At 68.2% G+C, this 19,652-nt stretch carries 17 protein-coding genes and 1 pseudogene; 13 read left to right on the forward strand and 5 right to left on the reverse strand.

Features of this window, described 5'->3' with window-relative positions; genetic code table 11:
* From H537_RS0133500 to H537_RS47005, 3 genes are all read left to right on the forward strand, one after another.
* Positions 1 to 322, forward strand: a 322-nt coding sequence (locus tag H537_RS0133500) for a LysR substrate-binding domain-containing protein (protein WP_043461300.1), incomplete at its 5' end; no start/stop codon positions are given.
* A 120-nt stretch (positions 323 to 442) separates the two neighbouring features.
* Complete coding sequence (locus H537_RS0133505) at positions 443 to 2,137, forward strand: site-specific integrase (RefSeq protein WP_029001378.1); 1,695 nt, start codon at positions 443 to 445, stop codon at positions 2,135 to 2,137.
* 307 nt (positions 2,138 to 2,444) lie between these two features.
* On the forward strand, positions 2,445 to 3,599 hold the full coding sequence (locus tag H537_RS47005; protein ID WP_051244083.1) for a sensor histidine kinase: 1,155 nt from the start codon (positions 2,445 to 2,447) through the stop codon (positions 3,597 to 3,599).
* Positions 3,600 to 3,828: 229 nt separating this feature from the next.
* On the opposite strand, the gene H537_RS0133515 is transcribed toward H537_RS47005, so the two are convergent.
* Positions 3,829 to 4,629 carry a tectonin domain-containing protein gene (locus H537_RS0133515; RefSeq protein WP_156902107.1) on the reverse strand — a complete coding sequence of 267 codons (801 nt, stop codon included), beginning with the start codon at positions 4,627 to 4,629 and terminating at the stop codon, positions 3,829 to 3,831.
* Between the two features lie 549 nt (positions 4,630 to 5,178).
* Between H537_RS0133515 and H537_RS57145 the strand changes: the two are divergent.
* Positions 5,179 to 5,909: pseudogene (locus H537_RS57145) on the forward strand (P-type ATPase actuator domain-containing protein).
* A gap of 184 nt (positions 5,910 to 6,093) precedes the next feature.
* On the opposite strand, the gene H537_RS0133530 reads toward H537_RS57145, so the two are convergent.
* The 3 genes from H537_RS0133530 to H537_RS0133540 all read right to left on the reverse strand — a co-directional run bounded on the left by H537_RS0133530 (position 6,094) and on the right by H537_RS0133540 (position 7,938).
* Positions 6,094 to 6,549, reverse strand: a complete 456-nt coding sequence (locus H537_RS0133530) for a c-type cytochrome (protein WP_029001382.1) — start codon at positions 6,547 to 6,549, stop codon at positions 6,094 to 6,096.
* Between the two features lie 54 nt (positions 6,550 to 6,603).
* A complete protein-coding gene (locus tag H537_RS0133535) occupies positions 6,604 to 7,419 on the reverse strand; it encodes a universal stress protein (RefSeq protein WP_029001383.1) in 816 nt (271 codons plus the stop codon).
* 87 nt (positions 7,420 to 7,506) lie between these two features.
* Entirely contained in the window at positions 7,507 to 7,938 is a 432-nt protein-coding gene (locus H537_RS0133540) for an Hsp20/alpha crystallin family protein (RefSeq protein WP_043461240.1), read from the reverse strand.
* Positions 7,939 to 8,327: 389 nt separating this feature from the next.
* On the opposite strand from H537_RS0133540, the gene H537_RS0133545 reads away from it, so the two are divergent.
* From H537_RS0133545 to H537_RS47010, 4 genes are all read left to right on the forward strand, one after another.
* Entirely contained in the window at positions 8,328 to 8,783 is a 456-nt protein-coding gene (locus tag H537_RS0133545) for a universal stress protein (protein ID WP_029001385.1), read from the forward strand.
* Between the two features lie 110 nt (positions 8,784 to 8,893).
* A complete protein-coding gene (gene groL / locus H537_RS0133550) occupies positions 8,894 to 10,525 on the forward strand; it encodes a chaperonin GroEL (protein ID WP_029001386.1) in 1,632 nt (543 codons plus the stop codon).
* Positions 10,526 to 10,635: 110 nt separating this feature from the next.
* Positions 10,636 to 11,289, forward strand: a complete 654-nt coding sequence (locus tag H537_RS0133555) for a BON domain-containing protein (RefSeq protein WP_029001387.1) — start codon at positions 10,636 to 10,638, stop codon at positions 11,287 to 11,289.
* 95 nt (positions 11,290 to 11,384) lie between these two features.
* Positions 11,385 to 12,308 carry a sugar phosphate nucleotidyltransferase gene (locus H537_RS47010; RefSeq protein WP_051244089.1) on the forward strand — a complete coding sequence of 308 codons (924 nt, stop codon included), beginning with the start codon at positions 11,385 to 11,387 and terminating at the stop codon, positions 12,306 to 12,308.
* A gap of 37 nt (positions 12,309 to 12,345) precedes the next feature.
* Here H537_RS47010 and H537_RS0133565 read toward each other — a convergent pair whose 3' ends face one another.
* Positions 12,346 to 12,558, reverse strand: coding sequence for a hypothetical protein (locus H537_RS0133565; RefSeq protein WP_029001388.1), 213 nt, complete (start codon positions 12,556 to 12,558; stop codon positions 12,346 to 12,348).
* Positions 12,559 to 12,996: 438 nt separating this feature from the next.
* Between H537_RS0133565 and H537_RS0133570 the strand changes: the two genes are divergently transcribed.
* The 5 genes from H537_RS0133570 (at position 12,997) to H537_RS0133590 (ending at position 19,633) form a co-directional block, all read left to right on the forward strand.
* Complete coding sequence (locus tag H537_RS0133570) at positions 12,997 to 14,091, forward strand: NAD-dependent epimerase/dehydratase family protein (RefSeq protein ID WP_084151155.1); 1,095 nt, start codon at positions 12,997 to 12,999, stop codon at positions 14,089 to 14,091.
* A complete protein-coding gene (locus H537_RS0133575; RefSeq protein ID WP_051244092.1) occupies positions 14,070 to 15,512 on the forward strand; it encodes a UbiA family prenyltransferase in 1,443 nt (480 codons plus the stop codon). The genes H537_RS0133570 and H537_RS0133575 overlap by 22 nt, the downstream gene beginning before the upstream one ends.
* A complete protein-coding gene (locus tag H537_RS47015; protein ID WP_156902108.1) occupies positions 15,509 to 17,233 on the forward strand; it encodes a hypothetical protein in 1,725 nt (574 codons plus the stop codon). Before H537_RS0133575 ends, H537_RS47015 begins: the two co-directional genes overlap by 4 nt.
* Positions 17,230 to 18,246: a hypothetical protein gene (locus H537_RS0133585; protein ID WP_029001391.1), complete on the forward strand. Its 1,017-nt coding sequence runs from the start codon at positions 17,230 to 17,232 to the stop codon at positions 18,244 to 18,246. Before H537_RS47015 ends, H537_RS0133585 begins: the two co-directional genes overlap by 4 nt.
* 295 nt (positions 18,247 to 18,541) lie before the next feature.
* On the forward strand, positions 18,542 to 19,633 hold the full coding sequence (locus H537_RS0133590) for a DUF8173 domain-containing protein (protein WP_029001392.1): 1,092 nt from the start codon (positions 18,542 to 18,544) through the stop codon (positions 19,631 to 19,633).
* The last annotated feature ends 19 nt before the right edge of the window (positions 19,634 to 19,652 follow it).

Genomic DNA, 19,652 nt, shown 5'->3' on the forward strand with positions numbered 1-19,652 from the left:
TCTGGGCTACAGCACCGAATCAGGCCTTGCACGCATCCTGAAGCAGGTCCGTGGAACAGTGATGGAGCGGCTGCACACGCACACCGTGTTCACAGCTCACCTGGCATCCGTGCTCAGGACAATGGCGCTCAGCGGGCGAGGCGTGGCTTGGCTGCCGGCGACACTGATCCGAGAAGACCTGGCCAGTGGCCGATTGGTTGCGGCGGCACCTGACGACTGGCGCATCGCGCTGGACATCCGGCTGTACCGGGATCGCGCTGCCGTTGGCGCTGCGGGCGAGGACTTCTGGACCGCTGTCAAGCAGAAGGACGCAGCACCCTGAGCGCCTGCAGCCAGCTTCGTGTGAACGCCGCTGAAGCTGCGCAAGCCGTCGTGGAGTTCATCGCTGATCAAATAATTCTTCTTATCGGATCAGCAGCGTCACAGGCCTAAACTGACTGGCATGGAATTGCGCCCGTCCACTGCCGAGTCCGCCAGCGTGCAGTCGTTGCCCGATGCCGCGGCGCTCTCGGCTCTACGGGCCTGGCACGAAGGCCTGTCCTCACGAGAGGCCGTGGCGCGCTTCATTCCCGAACGGCGGCTGCTTGGCGGCTCGTCGCGCGCCATGATCGGCGACATCCGCCGGCAGCTCGCCGCCTTCGCGGCCAGCCGCCAGCGCGAGGACCTGGCGCGGCTCATCACGGGCACGGCGCGCAAGGGCGCTGCGGCCGCACGTGCCGTCGCGCAGGCGGTCGAGGCGCTACGCCATGCGCCCATCCCGCAGCCGCTCATCGGCGACGACGTGGGCCGCTGGCTGCCCCCGCGCGTGGCGGCCGTGCTGCACAAGGCTGGCATCAGGACCCTGGCCGAGCTCACGCTGCGCGTGCCGCGCCGGCGGCGCTGGTGGATTGGCATTGCCGGGCTCGGGCAGGCCATGGCAGCCCAGGTGGAGGACTTCTTCGCAGCACACCCCGACCTCACCGAGCGGGCACGGGCGCTAGTGACCGTGCCCTCGATCGGTGACGTGCGTCCGTGGGAGCACATCGTCGTGCCCAGCGAGGTCGACGGCACCCAGGGCACCTTTCGGGCGCCACGCGAGTCGTGCTCGCTGCGGGCCAACAACGACTTCGAGGCCGTGCAGATCTGGCTGTCGATGCACGAGGCTCCGGCCACCCAGCGTGCTTACCGCAAGGAGGCCGAGCGCTTGATGCTCTGGGCCATCTTCGAACGCGGCCTGGCGCTGTCCTCGCTCACTACCGAGGACGCGGCGGCGTACCGCGCGTTCCTGCGCCATCCGGCACCGCGCTCGCGCTGGGTCGGGCCTGCCACGGCGCGGTCCTCGCCGCTGTGGCGTCCCTTCACCGGCGGTCCCTCGCCGCGCTCCATTGCCTACGCGCTCTCGGTGCTGGGCGCGCTGTTCCGCTGGCTCATCGCCAAGCGATACGTGCTAGCCAACCCGTTTGCCGGCATCCGCGTGCGCGGCGCACGCTCGGCCGGCCTGGACACGACGCGGGGATTCTCTGGCGGCGAGTGGCAGCTTCTGCGCACGGTCGCCGACGCCTTGGAATGGTCGTACGGGTGGACGCCGGCCGCGGCGCGGCGCATGCGCTTCGTGCTTGACTTCGGGTTCGGCACGGGGCTGCGCGCCAGTGAACTGGTGAACGCCGTGCTGGGCAACGTCGAGATCGACGCTGGCGGCGAGGTCTGGCTGCGCGTGGTCGGCAAGGGCAGTAAGCCCCGCAAGGTCGTGCTGCCCCTCATTGCGCGCAGCGCGCTGGAAACCTACCTGGTGCAGCGGCAGTTGCCCGTGAGCCCAGCGAAGTGGGATCCGGGCACACCGCTGTTGGGCAGCCTAGACGATGGGACCGCCATCATCGCCAGGCGGCTGTGGGCGGCGCTCAAGCGCTTCTTCGCGACGGCGGCTACGGTGCTCACCGACGTCAACCCGGCGCTGGCCGAGAAGCTGGGCCGGGCTTCACCGCACTGGCTGCGCCACAGCCATGCCTCGTATGCGCTGGAGGCCGGCGTCGACCTCACCACGGTACGCGACAACCTGCGCCACGCGTCGGTGTCCACCACCTCGCTGTACCTGCACGCCGACGATGAGCGCCGCGCCAAGCAGATCGGGGCAGCGTTTTCTGGCCACGGAAAACGGTGATATTCCCACGGCAAAACGCACCGATTTACACGGCCAAACTGCGGTCGCCGTAATTCAAAATTCCGTAAGCCGTTGTCCCACAAAAGTTTTTAGACTCAAAGCGCACCTTTTTGCACGCAGAGTCCGTCCACCCCTGTTCGGGCTGTTTCGCGAGCATGTCACGCGCCAGTTCGCCGCCACGCTGACGGCCGAGCTCGACCAGGTCACGGCCCGCTTCGAGCCCGATGCCGCTGGGACTCCCCGGCTGGATCCGGCAAGCCTGAGCGACCCGCGCTGGGTCCGTCCCCATTCGGGGCTGTACTGGCAGGTGGACCGCAGCGACGGCGTGACGCTGCAGCGCGGCGTGCTGCGCTCGCGCTCGCTGTGGGATGCCGAGCTGCAGGCGCCGGCCGATCAGCCGGCCGACGGGCAAGTGCATGTACACGAGGTGGTTGGCCCGGGCGGCGCGGCGCTGCTGCTGGTCGAGCGCACGGTGCGCATCGCCGCAGCCGGCGGTCCCGGTGCATGGCGGCTGCTGGTCGCGGCGGACCGCCATGAAACCACGCAGGCCGTCGAACGCTTCAACGGCGTGCTGGCCTGGTCGCTGGCGGCGCTGCTGGGGCTGCTGCTGCTGGCCGCGGCCGCCCAGGTGTCCGTCGGGCTGGCGCCGCTCAAGGCGCTGCAGCAAGCGCTGATAGACGTGCGCGAAGGCCGCCGGCAGCGCCTGCAGGGCCGCTTCCCGCTGGAAGTGCAGCCGCTGGTGGACGACTTCAACGGCGTGCTGGAGCGCAATGCCGAGGTCGTGGCCCGCGCCCGCACGCAGGCAGGCAACCTGGCGCATGCCCTCAAGACGCCGCTGGCCGCGATGGCACAGGCCGCGGGATCCGTGCAGCGGCATCCGGCGGAACTCGCGGCGCTGCCCGGCCTGGTGGCGGAGCAGGTCGAAATCGCCCGGCGCCACGTCCACTGGCATCTCGCCCGGTCGCGCGCCGCCGCAGCGCAGGGCGTACCGGGCATGCGCGCCGAGGTGGCCCCTGTCGTGCACGGGTTGGTGCGCGTGATGTCGCGCGTGCATGGCGAGCGCGGGCTGCGCATGGAAGCCGATGCCGTACCGCCCGGGCTGGCCTTTGCCGACGAGGTCCAGGATTTGCAGGAGATGCTGGGCAATCTGCTGGACAACGCCTGCAAGTGGGCACACAGCTCGATTCGCCTGTCAGCTGCGCCGCTGACGGGAGCAGGAACGCCGCGGCTGCGACTGGTCGTCGAAGACGACGGACCCGGCATCGCCGCGAAGCGGCACGAGCTGGCTCTGGCGCGCGGCTGTCGCCTGGATGAGGCTACACCCGGTAGCGGCCTGGGGCTGGCCATCGTGCGCGAGCTGGCCGATCTCTACGGAGGCCAGATGTCGCTGGCCTGCGCGGAACTGGGCGGGCTCAAGGTGGAGTTGTTGCTGCCCAGGGCGTCAATATCGAGAGCACGTTGAGCGGCTGCGGCGGGCAGCAACCGGGGCATTGTTCAGTCCCTCTCATTTGCGATTCTGTATTCCGACCCGCGTCACGTTGTTCAGACCGAGGTGATCAGGAAAATATGAGAGCCCATTTTCAGGGCGGGCTGCGGCGCTCGGCACGCAGCCCGCGAATGCGCTCTCAAGCCTCAGTCCGGAGAACACGCCGGTGCAGGCGCCGGCTTCCGGCAGGCGTGCAAGAAACCGTTCACACGTAGCGGTACGGGCGCTCGTACTTCCAAAGCGTGCCGTTATAGCCCACGGCCCACACGTTGTCGTCCAGTCCGACGGCAATGCTCTCGAAGCCGCTGCCCGGGACCTTGACGAAACGGCGGCCAGTGTCCGAGTAATAGATAGAGCCGTCGTCCTTGCGCGTTACCCAGATCGTGCCGCACGGCGAGACCGCCACGTCCACGAGGCGGGACGGGGCACGCCAGATCCGGGTCCACGAGCCGTTGTAGTAGCGCCATAACGTGCCGTTGAAGCCAACGGCGAACACCGTACCGTCCAGGGCCACCGCGACCCGGGCAAAACCGCTGGCCGCGACCTGAGTGAAGTTGCCGTTGCGGTAGTACCAGATCGTGCCGTTGCGCCCGGCGAGCCAGACCGTGCCGTCAGGGCCGACCGCCACGTCGCCCATGCCGCTGGCACCGGTATCGGTCCACTTGCCGTTGCGGTACACCCACAAGGTGCCATTGAACCCGACAGCCCACAGCGCGCCATCGGGTCCGGCGGCCACCCGCTCGAAGCCGGAGGCGTCGACCTGCGTGAAGCTCACGCCGTTATCCGTGTACCAGATCGTGCCGTTGCGACCCGCCACCCAAACCCTGCCTTCATAGCCGACTGTGACATCGCCTATGCCCGAGGCGGGCGTCTGCACCCATTTCCTGAGTGAGGGCCGCTCGTGCTCAGGCACCTGCGCAGCAGCGATTTCGGGCAGCAAGCCAGCACCTGCTGCAGGCAGCGCTGCCGCCAGCGCCATGAAAGACCGCCTATGTTGTTGAGCCATTGCAATCTCCTCGCAAATGGAAAACTCCCTGGGTTGATACGGGAATCAAACATGCAACGGGCAGCCCAAGTTAGGCCGCAACCAGCACTCCTGTTTTCAGGAATCTGCAAAATGGCAATAAACCCCACTCGAGCAACCAATGGCCGAGCCAAGTATCTGGTCAGCCGCATGGTTGGATCGAGCGTTGACATGAAAAAGCATCGACCCCAACCGGGAATACATTCCGTTGGCTTACATGCTTTACATCGGTTTCTGGGGGACCGTTTACGCTGAACTGTGGGCGCTCTATTAAGGCAATTCAAGTCCCACCGATGAAGTTTTTTCTTTAGGCCAAAGAAAATGGATTGGCGTCTTCAATGACACCGTTCTCTCACATCAAGGGAATGCGACCCAATACAGTTGACGGCAAATTTTTGATGTTCATCAAAAGACGAACCTGCAATAGGTATACGCGGTCCCTACAACTTCGTTGCATAAGTCCGGCGCAGGAAGAGATTCCGCCATCTGGCCACAAAGTTATGCCGCGGCCACCGTTTCATGCCGGCCGAGATGGGTGGCACATCTGGTGCTGTCCATAAGCGACTGCGGTGCGGCGCCGGCGCAGTGCCCGATCTCCGGCAGAGCGTGCTGAACGTTGGTATCGGCTGCACCAGCCCGCCGCGCTGGCGGCGCTTCATCGGGCGGCTGCCCACCCCGCTGTTGCTGGTCCTGCTGGTCGCAGCCATCACGGGCGATGCACTGAGCTTCGGCATCGTGGCGGCCGTGATCACCGCCAGCGTGGACCCGGACCTGGTGCAGGCACAGCGCGCGGGCCGCACCACCGAGTTCCTGCAGCAGGCCGTGGCGCTTCGCGTGCGCGTGCGGCGCGACGGCCAAGCCGTGGAGCGCCCGGTGCGCGAGCTGGTACCCGGCGATGTCGTGGAGCTGGCCGCCGGCAGCTTGGTGCCTGCGGCGGCACGGTACTGCAGGCCACCGACTTTTTCGTCAACCAGGCGCTGCTCACCGGCGAGGCTGTCCCGGTAGAAAAACACGCCGCACACGTCAGCACCCAGGCTCAGCGTGATGGGGATGAAGCGGCGACGGCGCTGCAGTCGCCGCACGTGCTCTACGTGGACAGCTCGGTGGTGTCCGAGTCGGCGCCCATGCGCGTGGATGCCACCGGGGCGCGCACCGAGCTCGGCCGCATGGCCGGGAGCCTGCAGAGCCCCGCACCGCCGACCGAGTGCGAGCGCGGCACACGCCTCTTCGGGATGATGCTCATGGCGCTGGCGCTGCCCTAGCTGCCGCTGGGCCGAGCCTTCGGTTTCGTGCACTGCCCGCTGCGGTACTGGCCCTGGTAGGCGGGCTCACCGCCGCCTACCTGGTGCCGGACGAGGGCCTCAAGCGCTGTTTCTTCCAGCCCCACCGCGGCGCGGCAGCCCAGATCCTTGTTGCCGTGGTGATGCGGCGCGCGGGCCAGGTGTGTCAGCGTGCCGCTTGCCGCGCCCGCGTATCGAGATAGCGGTAGAGCTGCGCGATGCCCGAGCGCACGGCCGGGTTGTCTTGCCAGGCCGGCATGGCATGGCCATCGGCGCGCGGCTGCACGACGCTGTCCAGCAATGCCTGGCGCGCGGCTTGCGGGTCCGCGGCCTCGGTGGCCGCGATGGTCCACGCATAGCGGCGCAACACGGCTTCGGTGAACCTGGCCTCGCTCATGCCCCCCACCCGCTGCAGCAGGCTGGGCGCGCGCCCCGTCCCCTTCGCGTCCTCGCCGTGGCATCGCGCACAGTGCGTCTGGAACAGCTGCTGCCCCAGGCTGGCGTCCGCCGGCGTCGCCGAGGCCGGCTCGGCCGGCGCCGCTGGCGCGCTCAACACAGGCACGGCGGCACAGAGCGCGACGGCGGCCAGCAGCCGCGCATGTCTTGCAGGGATGGTGGCCATGGGAGCTTTCCCTTTGGTTGCGCGCCATGCCTCGTAGGCGGCGCGGCAGCGGCGTCAGTGCGCCATCAGCACGGGCAGCGTCATGGACGCGAGCACCGTTCGCGTGGCGCCGCCCAGCAGCAGCTCGCGTGCACGGGTATGGCCATAGCAGCCCATCACCAGCAGGTCCGCATTCAGGTCTGCCGTGCGCGAGAGCAAATCTTCACCCACCTGGCCTTCAGCCGCTGCTTCACGGGAACAGGTCACGTCAACGCCATGGCGCAGCAGGAGCGGGCGGATCTCCTCAGGATCACCGTCCCAGCTCGACACGTGGACGGCAGCGCCCGGCTGCAACAGGGGCAGCACCGCGGACAGCGCACGAGCCGCCTCGCGCGTGGGCTTCCAGGCGATCAGCACGCGGTGGCCCACGTCGCCAAAGTTGCCTGCCCAAGGCACGACCAGCACGGGCTTGCCGCTGTCCACGACGACCGAGGGCACGAAGTCCGGCGGCACACCGGCGCCTGCGGGATCGCTGCCGTCGTACTGGCCCAGCACCACCAGGTCGTGATGGAAGCTCTCGCGCACGAAGCCGGGATACAGGGCGCGCAGCGGGCTCAGCTCGGCCCAGCGCACGTGCACCTCATCGCTTTGCACGGCTTCGACCAGCGCGCGCGCCATGTCCCGGCGCTGGCAGTCGACCTCCAGCATGTCAGGCATGAAAGCGCCGGCGTCCGGAAACGGCAGTGTCACCTCCAGCACGGCCGGCGTGACGGCATACAGCGCTTGCACCGTTGCGTCCAGGCGCCGCGCCAGCGTTCGGGCCAGCTCCAGCCGCATGCGGCTGCGCGGCAGTGCATCGACGTGCACCAGGATGGAAGCCATGAGACTCATCCACTTCTCCTTGGCCCGCACTTCGCGTGACGGCGCATTGTCCGGCTCCTCAGGCCGCGCGGCGCGGCATGCCTCTGTCCACTCCGCTCACTCGATGGCGATGCGGCGGCGGCGTGCGCCTTCGCGCTTGGGCAGCGTGAGCTTGAGCACGCCGTCTTCCAGCTTGGCCGCGACACCCGCTTCATCGATCTCGCTGGGCAGCGTGAAGCTGCGCGAGACGCTGCCACGATAGGTCTCGCGCATGAGCACGCGGGCCTTGTCCTTCGGGTCCTTCTCCTCTGCATCCCTGCGGATCTCGGCATGGATGCCGACGCGGTTGCCGTCCACTTCGACCCGAATGTCCTCCTTCTTCACACCGGGCAGCTCGGCGCACACGGCATAGCTTTTGTCCTTCTCCTCGACGTCCAGGCGAATGTCGCCCATGCCCATGATCTCGGAGCCTTGGGCCAACGAGGGCAGCAGGCGGCGGAATTCGGAGAACAGGTCGTCGAAGCGCGACAGCGGAGTCAAGGCAGTCATCGATATCTCCTTTCCATAAGGCTCTTTCCAGGATGCATTTGCAACCATGTCCTGAAGATTGCCGGACGCCACCATGAGTGCTGCCGGTACAGGACAAATCCAATCTAGGCCGACCGGTGTGGCATGGCTTGCGGCAGATCAATTCCGAGCGCGAAGGCTTTTCACTGCAGCCATGGGCATGCATGGCGCGTGCATGCTCGACACCGCTGCTGCCGGGCGGCAATGCGCAGCGTGTCCTTGATGCAGCAGGTGAAACAGCACGAGCTTGGCGTTGGAAACCGCTGCCGCATGCGAGATCTGCCGTATTTGCGAAATCTCAATGACCACGCTGCCCGAAGCATGACCATGGCGCGACCGGCCGCCCACCGCGGCCGAGTTGGAGGAATGCGATGTACTCCAGAAGCCTCGTTCCCTTCGACGGCAGCGACCCTTCTGTCCAGGGCCTGCGCGAAGCCATCACCCTGGCGCGGGAATTGAAGTCCACTCTCGTGCTGCTGCACGTGGTCAACGAGTACCCGCTGCTGGTGGACATGGCCGCCGTGACCGGTACCGACGAGATCCGTCGCGATCTGCTCGATCTGGGGAAGGAACTGCTCGCACAGGGCTGCCGCGAAGCCGAGCAGGCCGGTGTGCAGGTACGGCCCGTGATGCACGAGATCACGTCCGGCCGTGTCGGCAACGTGATCTCCGAGCAGGCCAAGACCCAGGACTGCCAGCTCATCGTCATGGGCACGCATGGACGGCGCGGCATCAGCCGCCTGACGATGGGCAGCGATGCCGAGATCACGGCGCGCTGCGCGCCGGTGCCCGTCATGCTGGTGCGGCACCAGGGCTCGCAGCCCTGATACCACGAACGCGGTCACGTTCGTCGTGCGGGCGACACTGCGTCGGCGTTGCGTGCACATGGGTGACACCGCGGGGCCGGCCAGCAGCTCGTTTCATCGGAGGTCCAAGCATGGCTGCCAAGCAACTGCTCTTCCGCGAAGAGGCACGCGACAAGATCCGTCGTGGCGTCGAAATCCTGGCCGATGCGGTGAAGGTGACCCTCGGCCCGCGTGGGCGCACCGTCATCCTGGACCGCGAATTCGGGGCGCCGCAGATCGTCAATTCCGGCGTGGTGGTGGCCAGGGCCATCGAGCTGCAGGACCGTTTCGAGAACATGGGAGCGCAGCTGCTGCGCGAGGTGGCCGCGCGCACCAGCGAGATGGCCGGCGACGGCACCACGACGGCCACGGTGCTGGCGCACGGCATGATCCAGGAAGGCCTGAAGTACCTGGCTGCCGGCATGAACCCGATGGCCCTCAAGCGCGGCATCGACCAGGCTGTCGAGCGCGTGGTGCAGGAGCTGCAGCGCATCGCCCAGCCCTGCACCGGGTCGCAGGAGATCGCGCACGTGGCGAGCATCTCCGCCAACAACGACCGCTCCATCGGCGAGCTCGTGGCGCGCGCCATGGACAAGGTGGGCCGCGAGGGTGCGATCTCGATCGAGGACGGCTCCGGCATGGTCAGCGAGCTGGAGGTGGTCGAGGGCCTGCAGTTCGATCGCGGCTACCTCTCGCCCTACTTCATCAACAACGCCGAGCGCCAGGCCGCGGTGCTGGAGGACGCGGCCATCGTGCTTTGCGACCAGCGCCTGTCCTCGGTGAAGGATCTGGTGCCGGTGCTGGAGGCGGCTGCCAAGGCGAGTACGCCGCTGCTGGTCATCGCCGAGGATGTGGACGCCGAAGCGCTGGCCACGCTGGTGGTCAACACCATGCGCGGCGTGCTCAAGACCTGTGCCGTCAAGGCGCCAGGCTTCGGCGACCGGCGCAAGGCCACGCTGCAGGACATCGCCGTCGTCACCGGGGGACAGGTGATTTCCGAGGAACTGGGGCTCACGCTGGCGAAGGCCGGCATGGAGCATCTGGGGCATGCGCGGCGGGTCGAGGTGGACAAGGACCACACCACGCTCATCGGCGGCGCGGGAGACGCCACGGCCATTCGCGACCGGCTGGCCTCGCTGAGGAAGCAGCGCGATGCGATCACCAGCGACTACGAGCGCGGCCAGCTCGACGAGCGCATCGCCAAGCTCTCCGGCGGCGTGGCGCTGATCAAGGTGGGCGCCGCCACCGAAACCGAGCTCAAGGAGCGCAAGCTGCGCGTGGAGGATGCCCTGCACGCCACGCGCGCGGCGGTCGATGAAGGCATCGTGCCCGGTGGCGGCGTGGCCCTGCTGCGCGCACGCAAGGCCCTGGCCGACCTGAAACTGCCGACGTTGGACCAGGCATCGGGCCTGAACATCGTGGCGCGCGCCCTGGAGGAGCCGCTGCGGCGCATCGTCAGCAACGCAGCCGACGAACCCTCCATCGTGCTGCACCGGGTGGACCAATCCGATGCACGCGGCTTTGGCTACAACGCCGCCACGCGCGAGTACGGCGACCTGCTGGAGATGGGCGTGATCGACCCGGCCAAGGTCACGCGGCTGGCGCTGCAGAACGCCGCCTCCATTGCCAGCCTGGTGCTCACCACCGACTGCCTGGTCGCCGACGCCCCGGTCAAGCCGCAGGCCTCCGCTGGCGATGCGGGTGGACCGGGCGAGATCTATTGACGATCACACGGGGAATGCCGTGAGCGCGGTGCCGCTGCCGTGGCACACGGTGGCGCAACGGCAGCGGCCGGCGCAGAGGCGCCCGCACATTGCCACTCAAGGAGACCGACATGAAGACGGATGCCGAGCTGAAGAAGGACGTGGAGGACGAACTGGACTGGGATCCCGCGGTGAATGCCACGGCGCTGGGCGTGGCGGTCAAGGACGGCGTGGTCACGATCTCGGGGCACCTGCAGACCTATCCCGAGAAGTGGGCCATCCAGAAGGCGATGCGACGCGTGGCCGGGGTCAAGGCCGTGGCGCTGGAGCTCGACGTGCGCCTGTCGCCGGACCACAGGCGCAGCGACACCGACATCGCCCAGGCCGCCGAGGCCGCGCTGGAGCAGTTGTCCTCCATTCCCGGCAATGCCGTGCGGGTGATGGTGGACAAGGGCTGGGTGACGTTGCAGGGCGAGCTGGAATGGGACTACCAGCGCCGGCTGGTGGAGAAGTCCGTCAGCCACCTCAGGGGCGTGGTCGGCGTCTCCGACGACATCACGCTGAAGCATCGCCCCCAGCCGCCCGACCTGGCCGAGCGCATCCGCAAGGCACTGGTACGGCGGGCGGAACGCGAGGCGCGCCACATCGATATCCAGACCAGCGGCAACGGCAGCGTGACGCTCAGCGGCAGCGTGCACTCCTGGGCCGAGCGCAGCGCGGCCGAAGGCACCGTGCGCTCCGCGCCGGGCGTGCACTGGGTCACCAACCAGCTCAAGGTCGGATGACAGCGGGCTTGAGCTGTGCGAGGCCCGCACAGGCGGGAGCGCCGCAAGAGGTACGGCTTGGCATTGCAGGGGATGACAGGGCCGCACCGCGCATCGTGGCGTTCGTTCTGGCCGGGGGCGAAGGCACCCGGCTTCGCCCGTTCACGCGGGAGCTTCCCAAGCCGGCCCTGCCGATGGCCGGCGGTTGGCGAATCATCGACTTCGTGCTGAGCAACCTGTACAACTCGAGGATCCGCCAGATCTTCGTGCTGCTTCAGTACAAGCCGGACATCCTCGTCAACCACCTGAAGCGGCAATGGAACATCTCCATCCTGCACGCCGGCGACTTCGTCGAGCCGGTGGTTTCGGGAAGCAGCACGGCGGGTCGCGTGTTCAAGGGCACGGCACACGCGGTGTACGAATGCCTCGAACGGCTCGACGCGCTCGATCCGCAGCTGGTGGCCGTGTTTGCCGCGGACCATCTCTACCGCATGGACGTGCGGCAAATGGCGGCCTTCCACATGGCCATGCGAGCGGACGCCACTGTCGCCACCCTGCCCGTGGCGCTGGAGAGCGGCAGTGAGTTCGGCGTGGTCTGCACCGACCGCAACGCGCGAATCCTGGAGTTCCAGGAGAAGCCGGCCAGGCCCGTGCCGATGCCGCACGATCCCCGCCGCGCGTTGATTTCCATGGGCAACTACCTGTTCAAGCCTGAGATCCTGTACGCGGCGCTGCAAGCCGCGGTGGCCCGCGGCGAGTATGACTTCGGCCGGCATGTGCTGCCACAGATGATCAAGAGCCATCGCGTGTGCGCATACGATTTCACGCACAACGCGGTACCGGGCGTCCTGACCCAAGAGCAGCCGTGCTATTGGCGTGACGTCGGCACCGTCGAGGCCTACCTGGCGGCACAGCGAGACCTGTCAGGACCTTCACCCCGCTTCAGCATCGACAACCCGGCATGGCCCATAGACTGGCATCGCACGCAGCAAGAGCCTGCGGACTCAAGGCCGAAACACCTGGCCCGCCCGGTCGCATGACGCCGTTGTCGCGGCAGGACTCAGGGGCGTGCGACCGTCAATGCCAGGACACGGCTTGGACGATCGGCGTGGCGACGTCGCGCCCCACGACGGAACGCGCAAAGAAGTAGTTGTTGCGGGCGCGCTCGCTCAAGGCATCAAGATCCACGTGCCCCTCCTTGTCGCATGGGAAGGCGTAGGCACGGCCCTCGTCGAAAAGGAACTGGAAGCGCAGCTCGTAGCGGGCAAGACCGGCATTCGTGGCGCTCATGGCGAACCTCCATCGATGCACTCAAGTCTGAACTTAGCCTCCGCTCATCAACCTGCGATGAATGAACGCAAACGCATGGAAATGCGCGGTGAATGGCGTGTGACAAAACGCGCCGTTGCGGCAACGCAATTTTGCAGTGTGGGCGCACCTGATATTTCTCAAGCGCCGTGGGGAGCCGCGCGGCAGACTGGACGCGATTCGAGGAGGTCCACATGCATGGCCGCGTGATCGCCATTGGCTCGTCTGCGCATGGCATCGAAGCGCTTCAACATTGCGCAATGGGTGGACCAAACCACGCCACCAAGCTGACCCGACGCATGGCAGTTACAGAGGCGTCCCGATGAAAGCCACTGCCGAACCGGATCAACCGAGCGCCGTTCGTCCTTCCAACGCACGAAGGGTTCGCCGCGACGCCGGCAAGCTGCCGGCGGCCTGCCCATGACACCGGAGGACGACATCACGCCCGCTTCGCTCGATGCCGCAGGAGACCGGTCCCAGCCGACCTGCCTCATCACCGGCGGCTCAGGCTTCCTGGGCATCAATCTCGTGCGGTACCTGCTGCAGCACGGCATGAGCCTGCGCACGCTGGACATTGCACCCTTCGATTACCCGGAACAGGTTCGCATCGACGCGTGGCAGGGTGACATTCGGGACGGCGCCGCGGTGGACCAGGCCTTGGAAGGCGTGACGACCGTGGTGCACTGCGCGGCTGCGCTGCCGCTGGCGCCAGCTGCGGAGATCATGTCCACCGGCGTGGACGGCACGCGCACACTGCTGGAAGCTTCGCTGCGACACGGCGTGCGGCGCTTCATCTTCACGTCGTCGACAGCCGTGTACGGCATTCCCGAGCATCACCCGATCCGCGAGGACGACGCGCTGCGGGGCGTGGGGCCCTACGGGAATTCGAAGATCCAGGCCGAGCAGCTTTGTGCCGAGTTCCGCCGCCATGGAGTGTGCGTGCCGGTGCTGCGGCCCAAGACCTTCATCGGCCCGGAGCGGCTGGGTGTGTTCGAGATCCTGTACGAATGGGCGTTCGAGGGGCGGCGCTTTCCCGTCCTGGGCCGGGGAGACAACGCCTATCAACTGCTCGACGTCGCCGACCTGTGCGAAGTGATCCACCGCTGCATGGTGCTCGACGAAGCCGTGGTCAACGACGTCTTCAACGTCGGTGCGCTGGACATCGGCACGATGAAGGAGAACGTGCAGGCTGTGCTCGACCGTGCCGGCCACGGCAGCAAGGCCGTATGCCTGCCCGCGGCGCCGGCCGTCTTGGCTCTGCGTGTCCTGCATGCCCTGAAGCTGTCGCCGCTGTACGAATGGATCTACCGCACGGCCGATCGTGACAGCGTCGTGTCCATTGACCGGCTGCAGTCCCGCCTGGGATATACGCCGACCCGCTCCAACCGCAGCGCGCTGGAGGCCAATTACGACTGGTATGTGCAGCATCGCCACGAGTTCCAGGGCCACGTCGGAATCTCGCACCGAACGCCCTGGAGGAAAGGCGTTCTGGGATGGGCCAAGTGGTGCTTCTAGCCAACGCCCCCGTGCCGCTGGTGGTCGATCTGGACGACACGCTGGTGCGCAGCGGCCTGCAGGCGGAATGCCTGCTCGTGCAGGCCAAGACCCACCCCGCCATGGTGCCGACGTTGCTCCCCGCGCTCCTTGGCGGTCATGCACCGTGGCGCCAGGCGTTCGAGCCCGACACGATGCCGGACGTCAAGACGCTCCCCTACCATGGGCCGCTGCTGGAATACCTGCAGGTCCAGCAGCACCTTGGGCGCCGCATCGTGCTCGCCACGGCCGCGCCTGAAGAAGTGGCGCAGGCGGTGGCCAGGCACCTGCACCTGTGCGAGGTGGTCCTGGCGGCCAAAGGCACCGACGGGGGGCGGTCCGGCCATCACCTGAGGGCGCTTCTCGTGGCTCGCTTCGGCGAGCGGGGCTATGACTATGCCGGTCACCGCCGGACCGACTTGCCGGTCTGGTCCTCGGCCCGCCGGGCTGTGGTGGTGGGCGTCGATGCCGCACTGGCAGCCGACGTGCAACGGCTCACCACGATAGAGCAAGCCTTCACCACCAGCCGACCGTCCCTGCACACCTGGCTCGGCGCCGCGCGCTGGAAGCACTGGCTGAAGAACCTGCTGGTGTTCCTGCCTTGGCTGGCCGACGAACGGCTGCGTGGCACTCACGAACTGCTTGCCGCGTGCGCCGCCTTCGTGGGTTTTTGCCTGACGGCCTCGTCGGTCTACCTGATCAACGACCTCATCGATCTGCCCGGCGATCGCCGCCACCCGCACAAGCGCCAGCGTGCCCTGGCCTGTGGTCGCCTTTCCATCGCGCAAGCTGTCTGGCTGGTAGTAGCGTTGTGGACGGCGGCAGCCGTCGTCGCGTCACGCCTGCCCGGCGGCGTGGGGCTCACGCTCGCGGGCTACGTGGCACTCATGCTCGTCTACACGCTCAGGCTGAAGGACCACAGGGTCGTGGACGCCATGGCGCTCGGCGGGGGCTACGCCCTGCGCGTGGTGGCTGGCGCAGTCGCCTTGCCGCTCGACGCGCCCATGCTGCTGTATGGCTGGAGCGCTTTCACGTTCGGTGGGCTGGCCCTGCTCAAGCGCCGGGCGGAACTGGCCGTATCGATCGAACGCCTGGGCGACAAGGGACACGCACGCACGTACCGCCCCAGCGATGCCCGAATGCTGGAGGGGATGGGGCAAGCCTGCGCCGCCGTCGGAGCGCTGTGGCTGGCCCTGCAGCCGCTCGTCGACCCGCCGCGGGCCGGCGCCGCGCGCTGGGCACTCTGGAGCCTGTGCCTGCTGCTGTGGACCTGGACGCAGCACATGTGGCGCATGGCGCGACAGGCACGCATCCGAACCGATCCGGTCGACTTTGCCCTGCACGATGCAAGCAGCCGGATCGTCGTCGTCCTCATGCTGTTGCTGCTGTGGATCGTGGCGTGAACAACGGCTCCTGTCTTCGTCGCGGCAACGCGTTCCTGACCTTGCTCGGCCTGCTGGGTGCGGGCGCCGCAGCGGCACCACCGCCGACCATCGTCGATCTGCAGCGCTGGCGCGTGGAGAAGGCCGTGCCGCTGCAGGGCAACGCGCGGTATGCCGGCGCCAGGCTGGTGAACCTGAATCCTTCGGCCAACGCCTGGTTCGTGCTCACGCTCACGTCGGCGCCGGCGAAGACCGAGGTCAGCTTCCACCTGGAGAACGCCGATCCCGGGCGTCAGCAGGTCCGGCTCGACGCCGCGGACGGCGGCACCCTGGTGCTGTCGGCAGGCGGACAACACCTGCGCTGTGCGCCCTGGAACGGTGACGGCATCCCGGCGCTGCAACAGGCCCGCAATTCGGCCCTGCCCTTTGCACCGCTTTGCGAGGGACGGTTGTACCTGCGCAACCCGGTTTCCGGTCACCGGACCTCGTTGGAAGCCACCACCGAGTTCCTGCGCGACCATGTCTGGGGCGGAGAACGGATCGTGCAGTTCGCGCGCAGGGAGTTCTTCCCGGACGCGTTCATCGAGCATGGCCGGGCTGCTTCTGCGCCGGCTACGCCCGCCTCGAACGCCGCCATGCCGCAACCGTTGGCACCCGCGGCCACGCGGGCCGGGCTGGCGGACCCGGTGCTCGTGCCCCAGCGCATGGCCCTCGACATCGAAGGCCTGCGCCGCGGCCTGACGCTGGGCAGCTGGTATGCCGTGCGAGGGCTTGCCGGCGTGCATTTCAGCCTTTACCAGGCGGCAGCCCTGCCTGATGACGCTTCGGGCGGCGCCCAAGCCTGGCGTCCCGACGAGGTGGAAGCCGGCGCCATGGCGTATCTGGTGGCCTTCGACCTGTCGCAGTTCGATCTGGGCTTCTCCTTGGGCACCGAGCACCCCCGCCTGGGCTGGTCGCCGCGCGCCCTGCCCGCCGTGCGCGATGCCTCGCTGCCCGGGCCGGACGGCCTCGCCACCGCGGCGCCGCTGGTGCGCACCGGCATGCTCAGCCCCGGCCTCCAGCCGCGCGTGGCCGCCACGTTCACGGGCGGGTTCAAGCGCGAACATGGCGCCTTCCGCTATGGCGCCCTGGCACAGCGCCATCACGGCAGCCACTACGGCTTCATCGAGCAGGGCACGCTGTTCAGCAGCCTGGTGCCCGGCCTGGCCACGCTGTATGTGCTCGACAACGGCGAGGTCGGCATGAAGACCTGGAGCGACGCCGACGGCGTGCTTCTGCCCCGCATCCGGGACGCGCGCCAGAACGGCGTGCCGCTGGTGGAGGCGGAGGCGGCCGAGGAGCCGCCCCGCATCGGCGCCCTGGTGAACCAGTGGGGCCCTGGCAACTGGTCCGGCTCGGCCCAGGAGGAGCTGCGCTCGCTGCGCGCCGGTGCCTGCCTGCTGCAACACGGCGGCCGGCGCCACCTCGCCTATGGCTATTTTTCCGCCGCCACGCCGATGCTGATGGCCCGGGTGTTCCAGGCCTACGGGTGCCGCTACGCCATGCACCTGGACATGAACGCCCTGGAGCACACGTACCTTGCGCTGTACGTGCATGCCGCAGACCAGGTGCTGGTGCAGCACCTGATCGACGGCATGGGGCAGTTCGAGAAGCGTGCCGGCAACGGCTTGCTGACACGCTTCATGGGCTACTCCGACGACCGGGACTTCTTCTACCTGCTGCGCAAGGAGCCAAGCCGATGAGACGCCCCGCCATCTGCCTGCTGCTCGGCCTCCTGCCCGCTGCAGCCGTGGGCCCGTCGCAGGCCGCCTCTCCTCTGGCCGAACAGAACGAGCGCCTCTTCCAGCGCCTGCAGCAGGCGCATGGCCTGTCGGACGCCCAGTTGCAGGCGTTGCGCGGCATCTTTGCGCGCTCGGGCTTCGTCGGGCAGGGCAACCCGGCCGTGTCCGTCCACCCTCACTCGCCGGAGCAATGCCGCAGCCGCGTCGAGGCCGCCGTGCCCGGCGGCTACGACAACGAGCGCTACCGGCGCATCTGCGGCGGCCGCTACATGGCTCCCCTGTACGACCCGAGCCGCGAGCGCGCCGAGGACGCCCACGCATGCATCGACCAGTTCGAGTTCCCCGACATGCCCTGTGAATATCCGGTGGTCTGGGCCAAGGCCCGGGAAGCCGCGCAGATCTGTGCAGCCGTGGGCAAGCGGCTGTGCGATGCCCACGAATGGGAAGGCGCCTGCCAGGGTCGCCTGGAGCCCCCCGACTACCGCTTCGACCTGGCGCGCGGTGTGGCTGCGGACGCAGCCATCCGCAGCATGCGTGCCGCCCACAACCGCGCGCGCGAGGCCACGCGCCGCTGGAGCTACGGACCGGCCTACCGCAGCGGCATCTGCGCCACCGGCAGCCGCAAGACACCGGGCTGCCAGGGTGGTGGCTGGAGTGCCTGCGGATCCAACACCTACCCCAGCGGCGACTTTCCCCAATGCCACAGCCCGCTGGACGTTTACGACCTCAACGGCAATGCCGCGGAGCACATGAACCTGCCGCTCAACCCCTCGCAGATGGCCAGCCTGGGCAGCCGGGAACTGGGCCATACGGAGATGAAGGGCAGCTGGTTCGTGTTCGACAGCATCTACGCCCACGAGGACTGGTGCCGCTGGCGCGCACCCTACTGGCACGGCAGCCGGGTGATGGACGAGCACAGCCACGCCAACTACCACCTCGGCTTTCGCTGCTGCAAGACGCTGGACCGGCGCTGACCCGAGCGCCGGCTGCTCGCCCGTGCCGGGACCGGCGGCCATGCCCCTGCACACGGGCCATGCGTGTTGAAGACGCATCCGTGCCAAGGTCGCCGCCCTGGAGACTGTAAGTGACCGTCGAAGGGACCGGCCCACGGTTTGACGAACTTCAAGTTTTCGCGGTGCCATGGGAGGAACATCAGTCCGATTGCCTTGACACCAGGGCCGTGACGCAGGCCGTGCTTGGCCCTGAAGGCGGCCGTTTCCGCAATGGCGGATGCCGGCCATCGTGCCCCGCGTCCCTGGAGGAGCTGTCATGAAGCACCCGAACACCTGGTGGCCGGCCCTGTGCCTGGCGACGTGCGCAGGCCTGCCGGCGCATGCCGCGCCTGCGGCACCCTCGCACGCCAACCTGTACGCCGCGGCGCCCAGCGTGGACATCGAGCAGCCGGTACCCGGCGACTTGCTGGCCGCGGCCGGGCGCATCCGCGTGGCGCAGGCAGTGGCCGAGGACGCCGCGTTGGCCGCGGGCGACATCGCGGTGCAAGCCCCCGTGGGGCAGGACCTGCGTGCCGCAGCGGGACGGCTGTCGCTCGCTACGCGCGTTGGTGGGGATGCCCACCTGGCCGGCGGCAACGTGCGCCTGGAGCCGGGAAGCGAGATCGCGGGCGGAGCCTGGATCGCCGGGGGCGACGTGCAGCTGCACGGCCGCATCGGCCAGCGCGCCAAGCTCTACGCCGGCCACCTGGTGCTGGGCGGTGAGGTGGCCGGCGACCTGCAGGCCGCGGCCGACAGCATCGAACTGCTGCCCAGCGCCCGCATCCAGGGCCGCCTGCGCTACGCCAGCGCACACGAGGCCCGGATTGCAGACGGTGCCGTCATCGCCGGTGGCGTCGAGCGCGAGACCGCGCCCGAGCGCCCTCAGCCGCAGGCCGCGAACCCGGCAGCGGCACTGGCGTTCTGGCTGCTGGGGCTGTTCGCCGTCGGCGCTGTCTGGAGCCTGCTCTTCCCGGGCCTGGCGCAGCGGGCCCAAGCGCAGTTGCAGTCGGCACCGGGACCCAGCCTGGCTTTCGGTGCGCTCACGCTGCTGGGCGTGCCCGCCGCAGCCCTGCTGCTGATGCTCACCATCATTGGCGCCCCCCTGGCCTTGGCGCTCATCGCCGCGTACGCGCTGGCACTGCTGGCCGGCTTCCTCGTCGTCGCCGGCACCCTGGCCGAGCGTCTGCTGCAGGTGCGCGGCCGCGAGGCTTCCCCACGCATGCGCCTGGGCGCCATGGCGCTGGCACTGCTGCTGCTCATCCTGGCCGGTTTCCTGCCCGTGGTGGGCTGGCTCGTAGCCCTCATGGCGCTGATGGCAGGTACCGGCGCGCTCGTGCGGCAGCGGCTGCATCGGACGCCGGCTGCGTGATACAGGCCCCAAGCAGTGT

The sequence above is a fragment of the Azohydromonas australica DSM 1124 genome (genome assembly GCF_000430725.1).
GTDB lineage: Bacteria > Pseudomonadota > Gammaproteobacteria > Burkholderiales > Burkholderiaceae_C > Azohydromonas > Azohydromonas australica.

What these genes read in the sequence shown, in the direction of transcription:
- H537_RS0133565 (WP_029001388.1), bottom strand. Translation starts at nt 12,558, where the DNA reads ATGAGCGCCACGAATGCCGGTCTTGCCCGCTACGAGCTGCGCTTCCAG.
- H537_RS0133555 (WP_029001387.1), top strand. Translation starts at nt 10,636, where the DNA reads ATGAAGACGGATGCCGAGCTGAAGAAGGACGTGGAGGACGAACTGGAC.
- H537_RS0133590 (WP_029001392.1), top strand. Translation starts at nt 18,542, where the DNA reads ATGAAGCACCCGAACACCTGGTGGCCGGCCCTGTGCCTGGCGACGTGC.
- H537_RS0133535 (WP_029001383.1), bottom strand. Translation starts at nt 7,419, where the DNA reads ATGAGTCTCATGGCTTCCATCCTGGTGCACGTCGATGCACTGCCGCGC.
- H537_RS0133570 (WP_084151155.1), top strand. Translation starts at nt 12,997, where the DNA reads ATGACACCGGAGGACGACATCACGCCCGCTTCGCTCGATGCCGCAGGA.
- H537_RS0133575 (WP_051244092.1), top strand. Translation starts at nt 14,070, where the DNA reads ATGGGCCAAGTGGTGCTTCTAGCCAACGCCCCCGTGCCGCTGGTGGTC.
- H537_RS0133505 (WP_029001378.1), top strand. Translation starts at nt 443, where the DNA reads ATGGAATTGCGCCCGTCCACTGCCGAGTCCGCCAGCGTGCAGTCGTTG.
- H537_RS0133545 (WP_029001385.1), top strand. Translation starts at nt 8,328, where the DNA reads ATGTACTCCAGAAGCCTCGTTCCCTTCGACGGCAGCGACCCTTCTGTC.
- H537_RS0133515 (WP_156902107.1), bottom strand. Translation starts at nt 4,629, where the DNA reads ATGGCTCAACAACATAGGCGGTCTTTCATGGCGCTGGCGGCAGCGCTG.
- H537_RS0133540 (WP_043461240.1), bottom strand. Translation starts at nt 7,938, where the DNA reads ATGACTGCCTTGACTCCGCTGTCGCGCTTCGACGACCTGTTCTCCGAA.
- groL (WP_029001386.1), top strand. Translation starts at nt 8,894, where the DNA reads ATGGCTGCCAAGCAACTGCTCTTCCGCGAAGAGGCACGCGACAAGATC.
- H537_RS0133585 (WP_029001391.1), top strand. Translation starts at nt 17,230, where the DNA reads ATGAGACGCCCCGCCATCTGCCTGCTGCTCGGCCTCCTGCCCGCTGCA.
- H537_RS0133530 (WP_029001382.1), bottom strand. Translation starts at nt 6,549, where the DNA reads ATGGCCACCATCCCTGCAAGACATGCGCGGCTGCTGGCCGCCGTCGCG.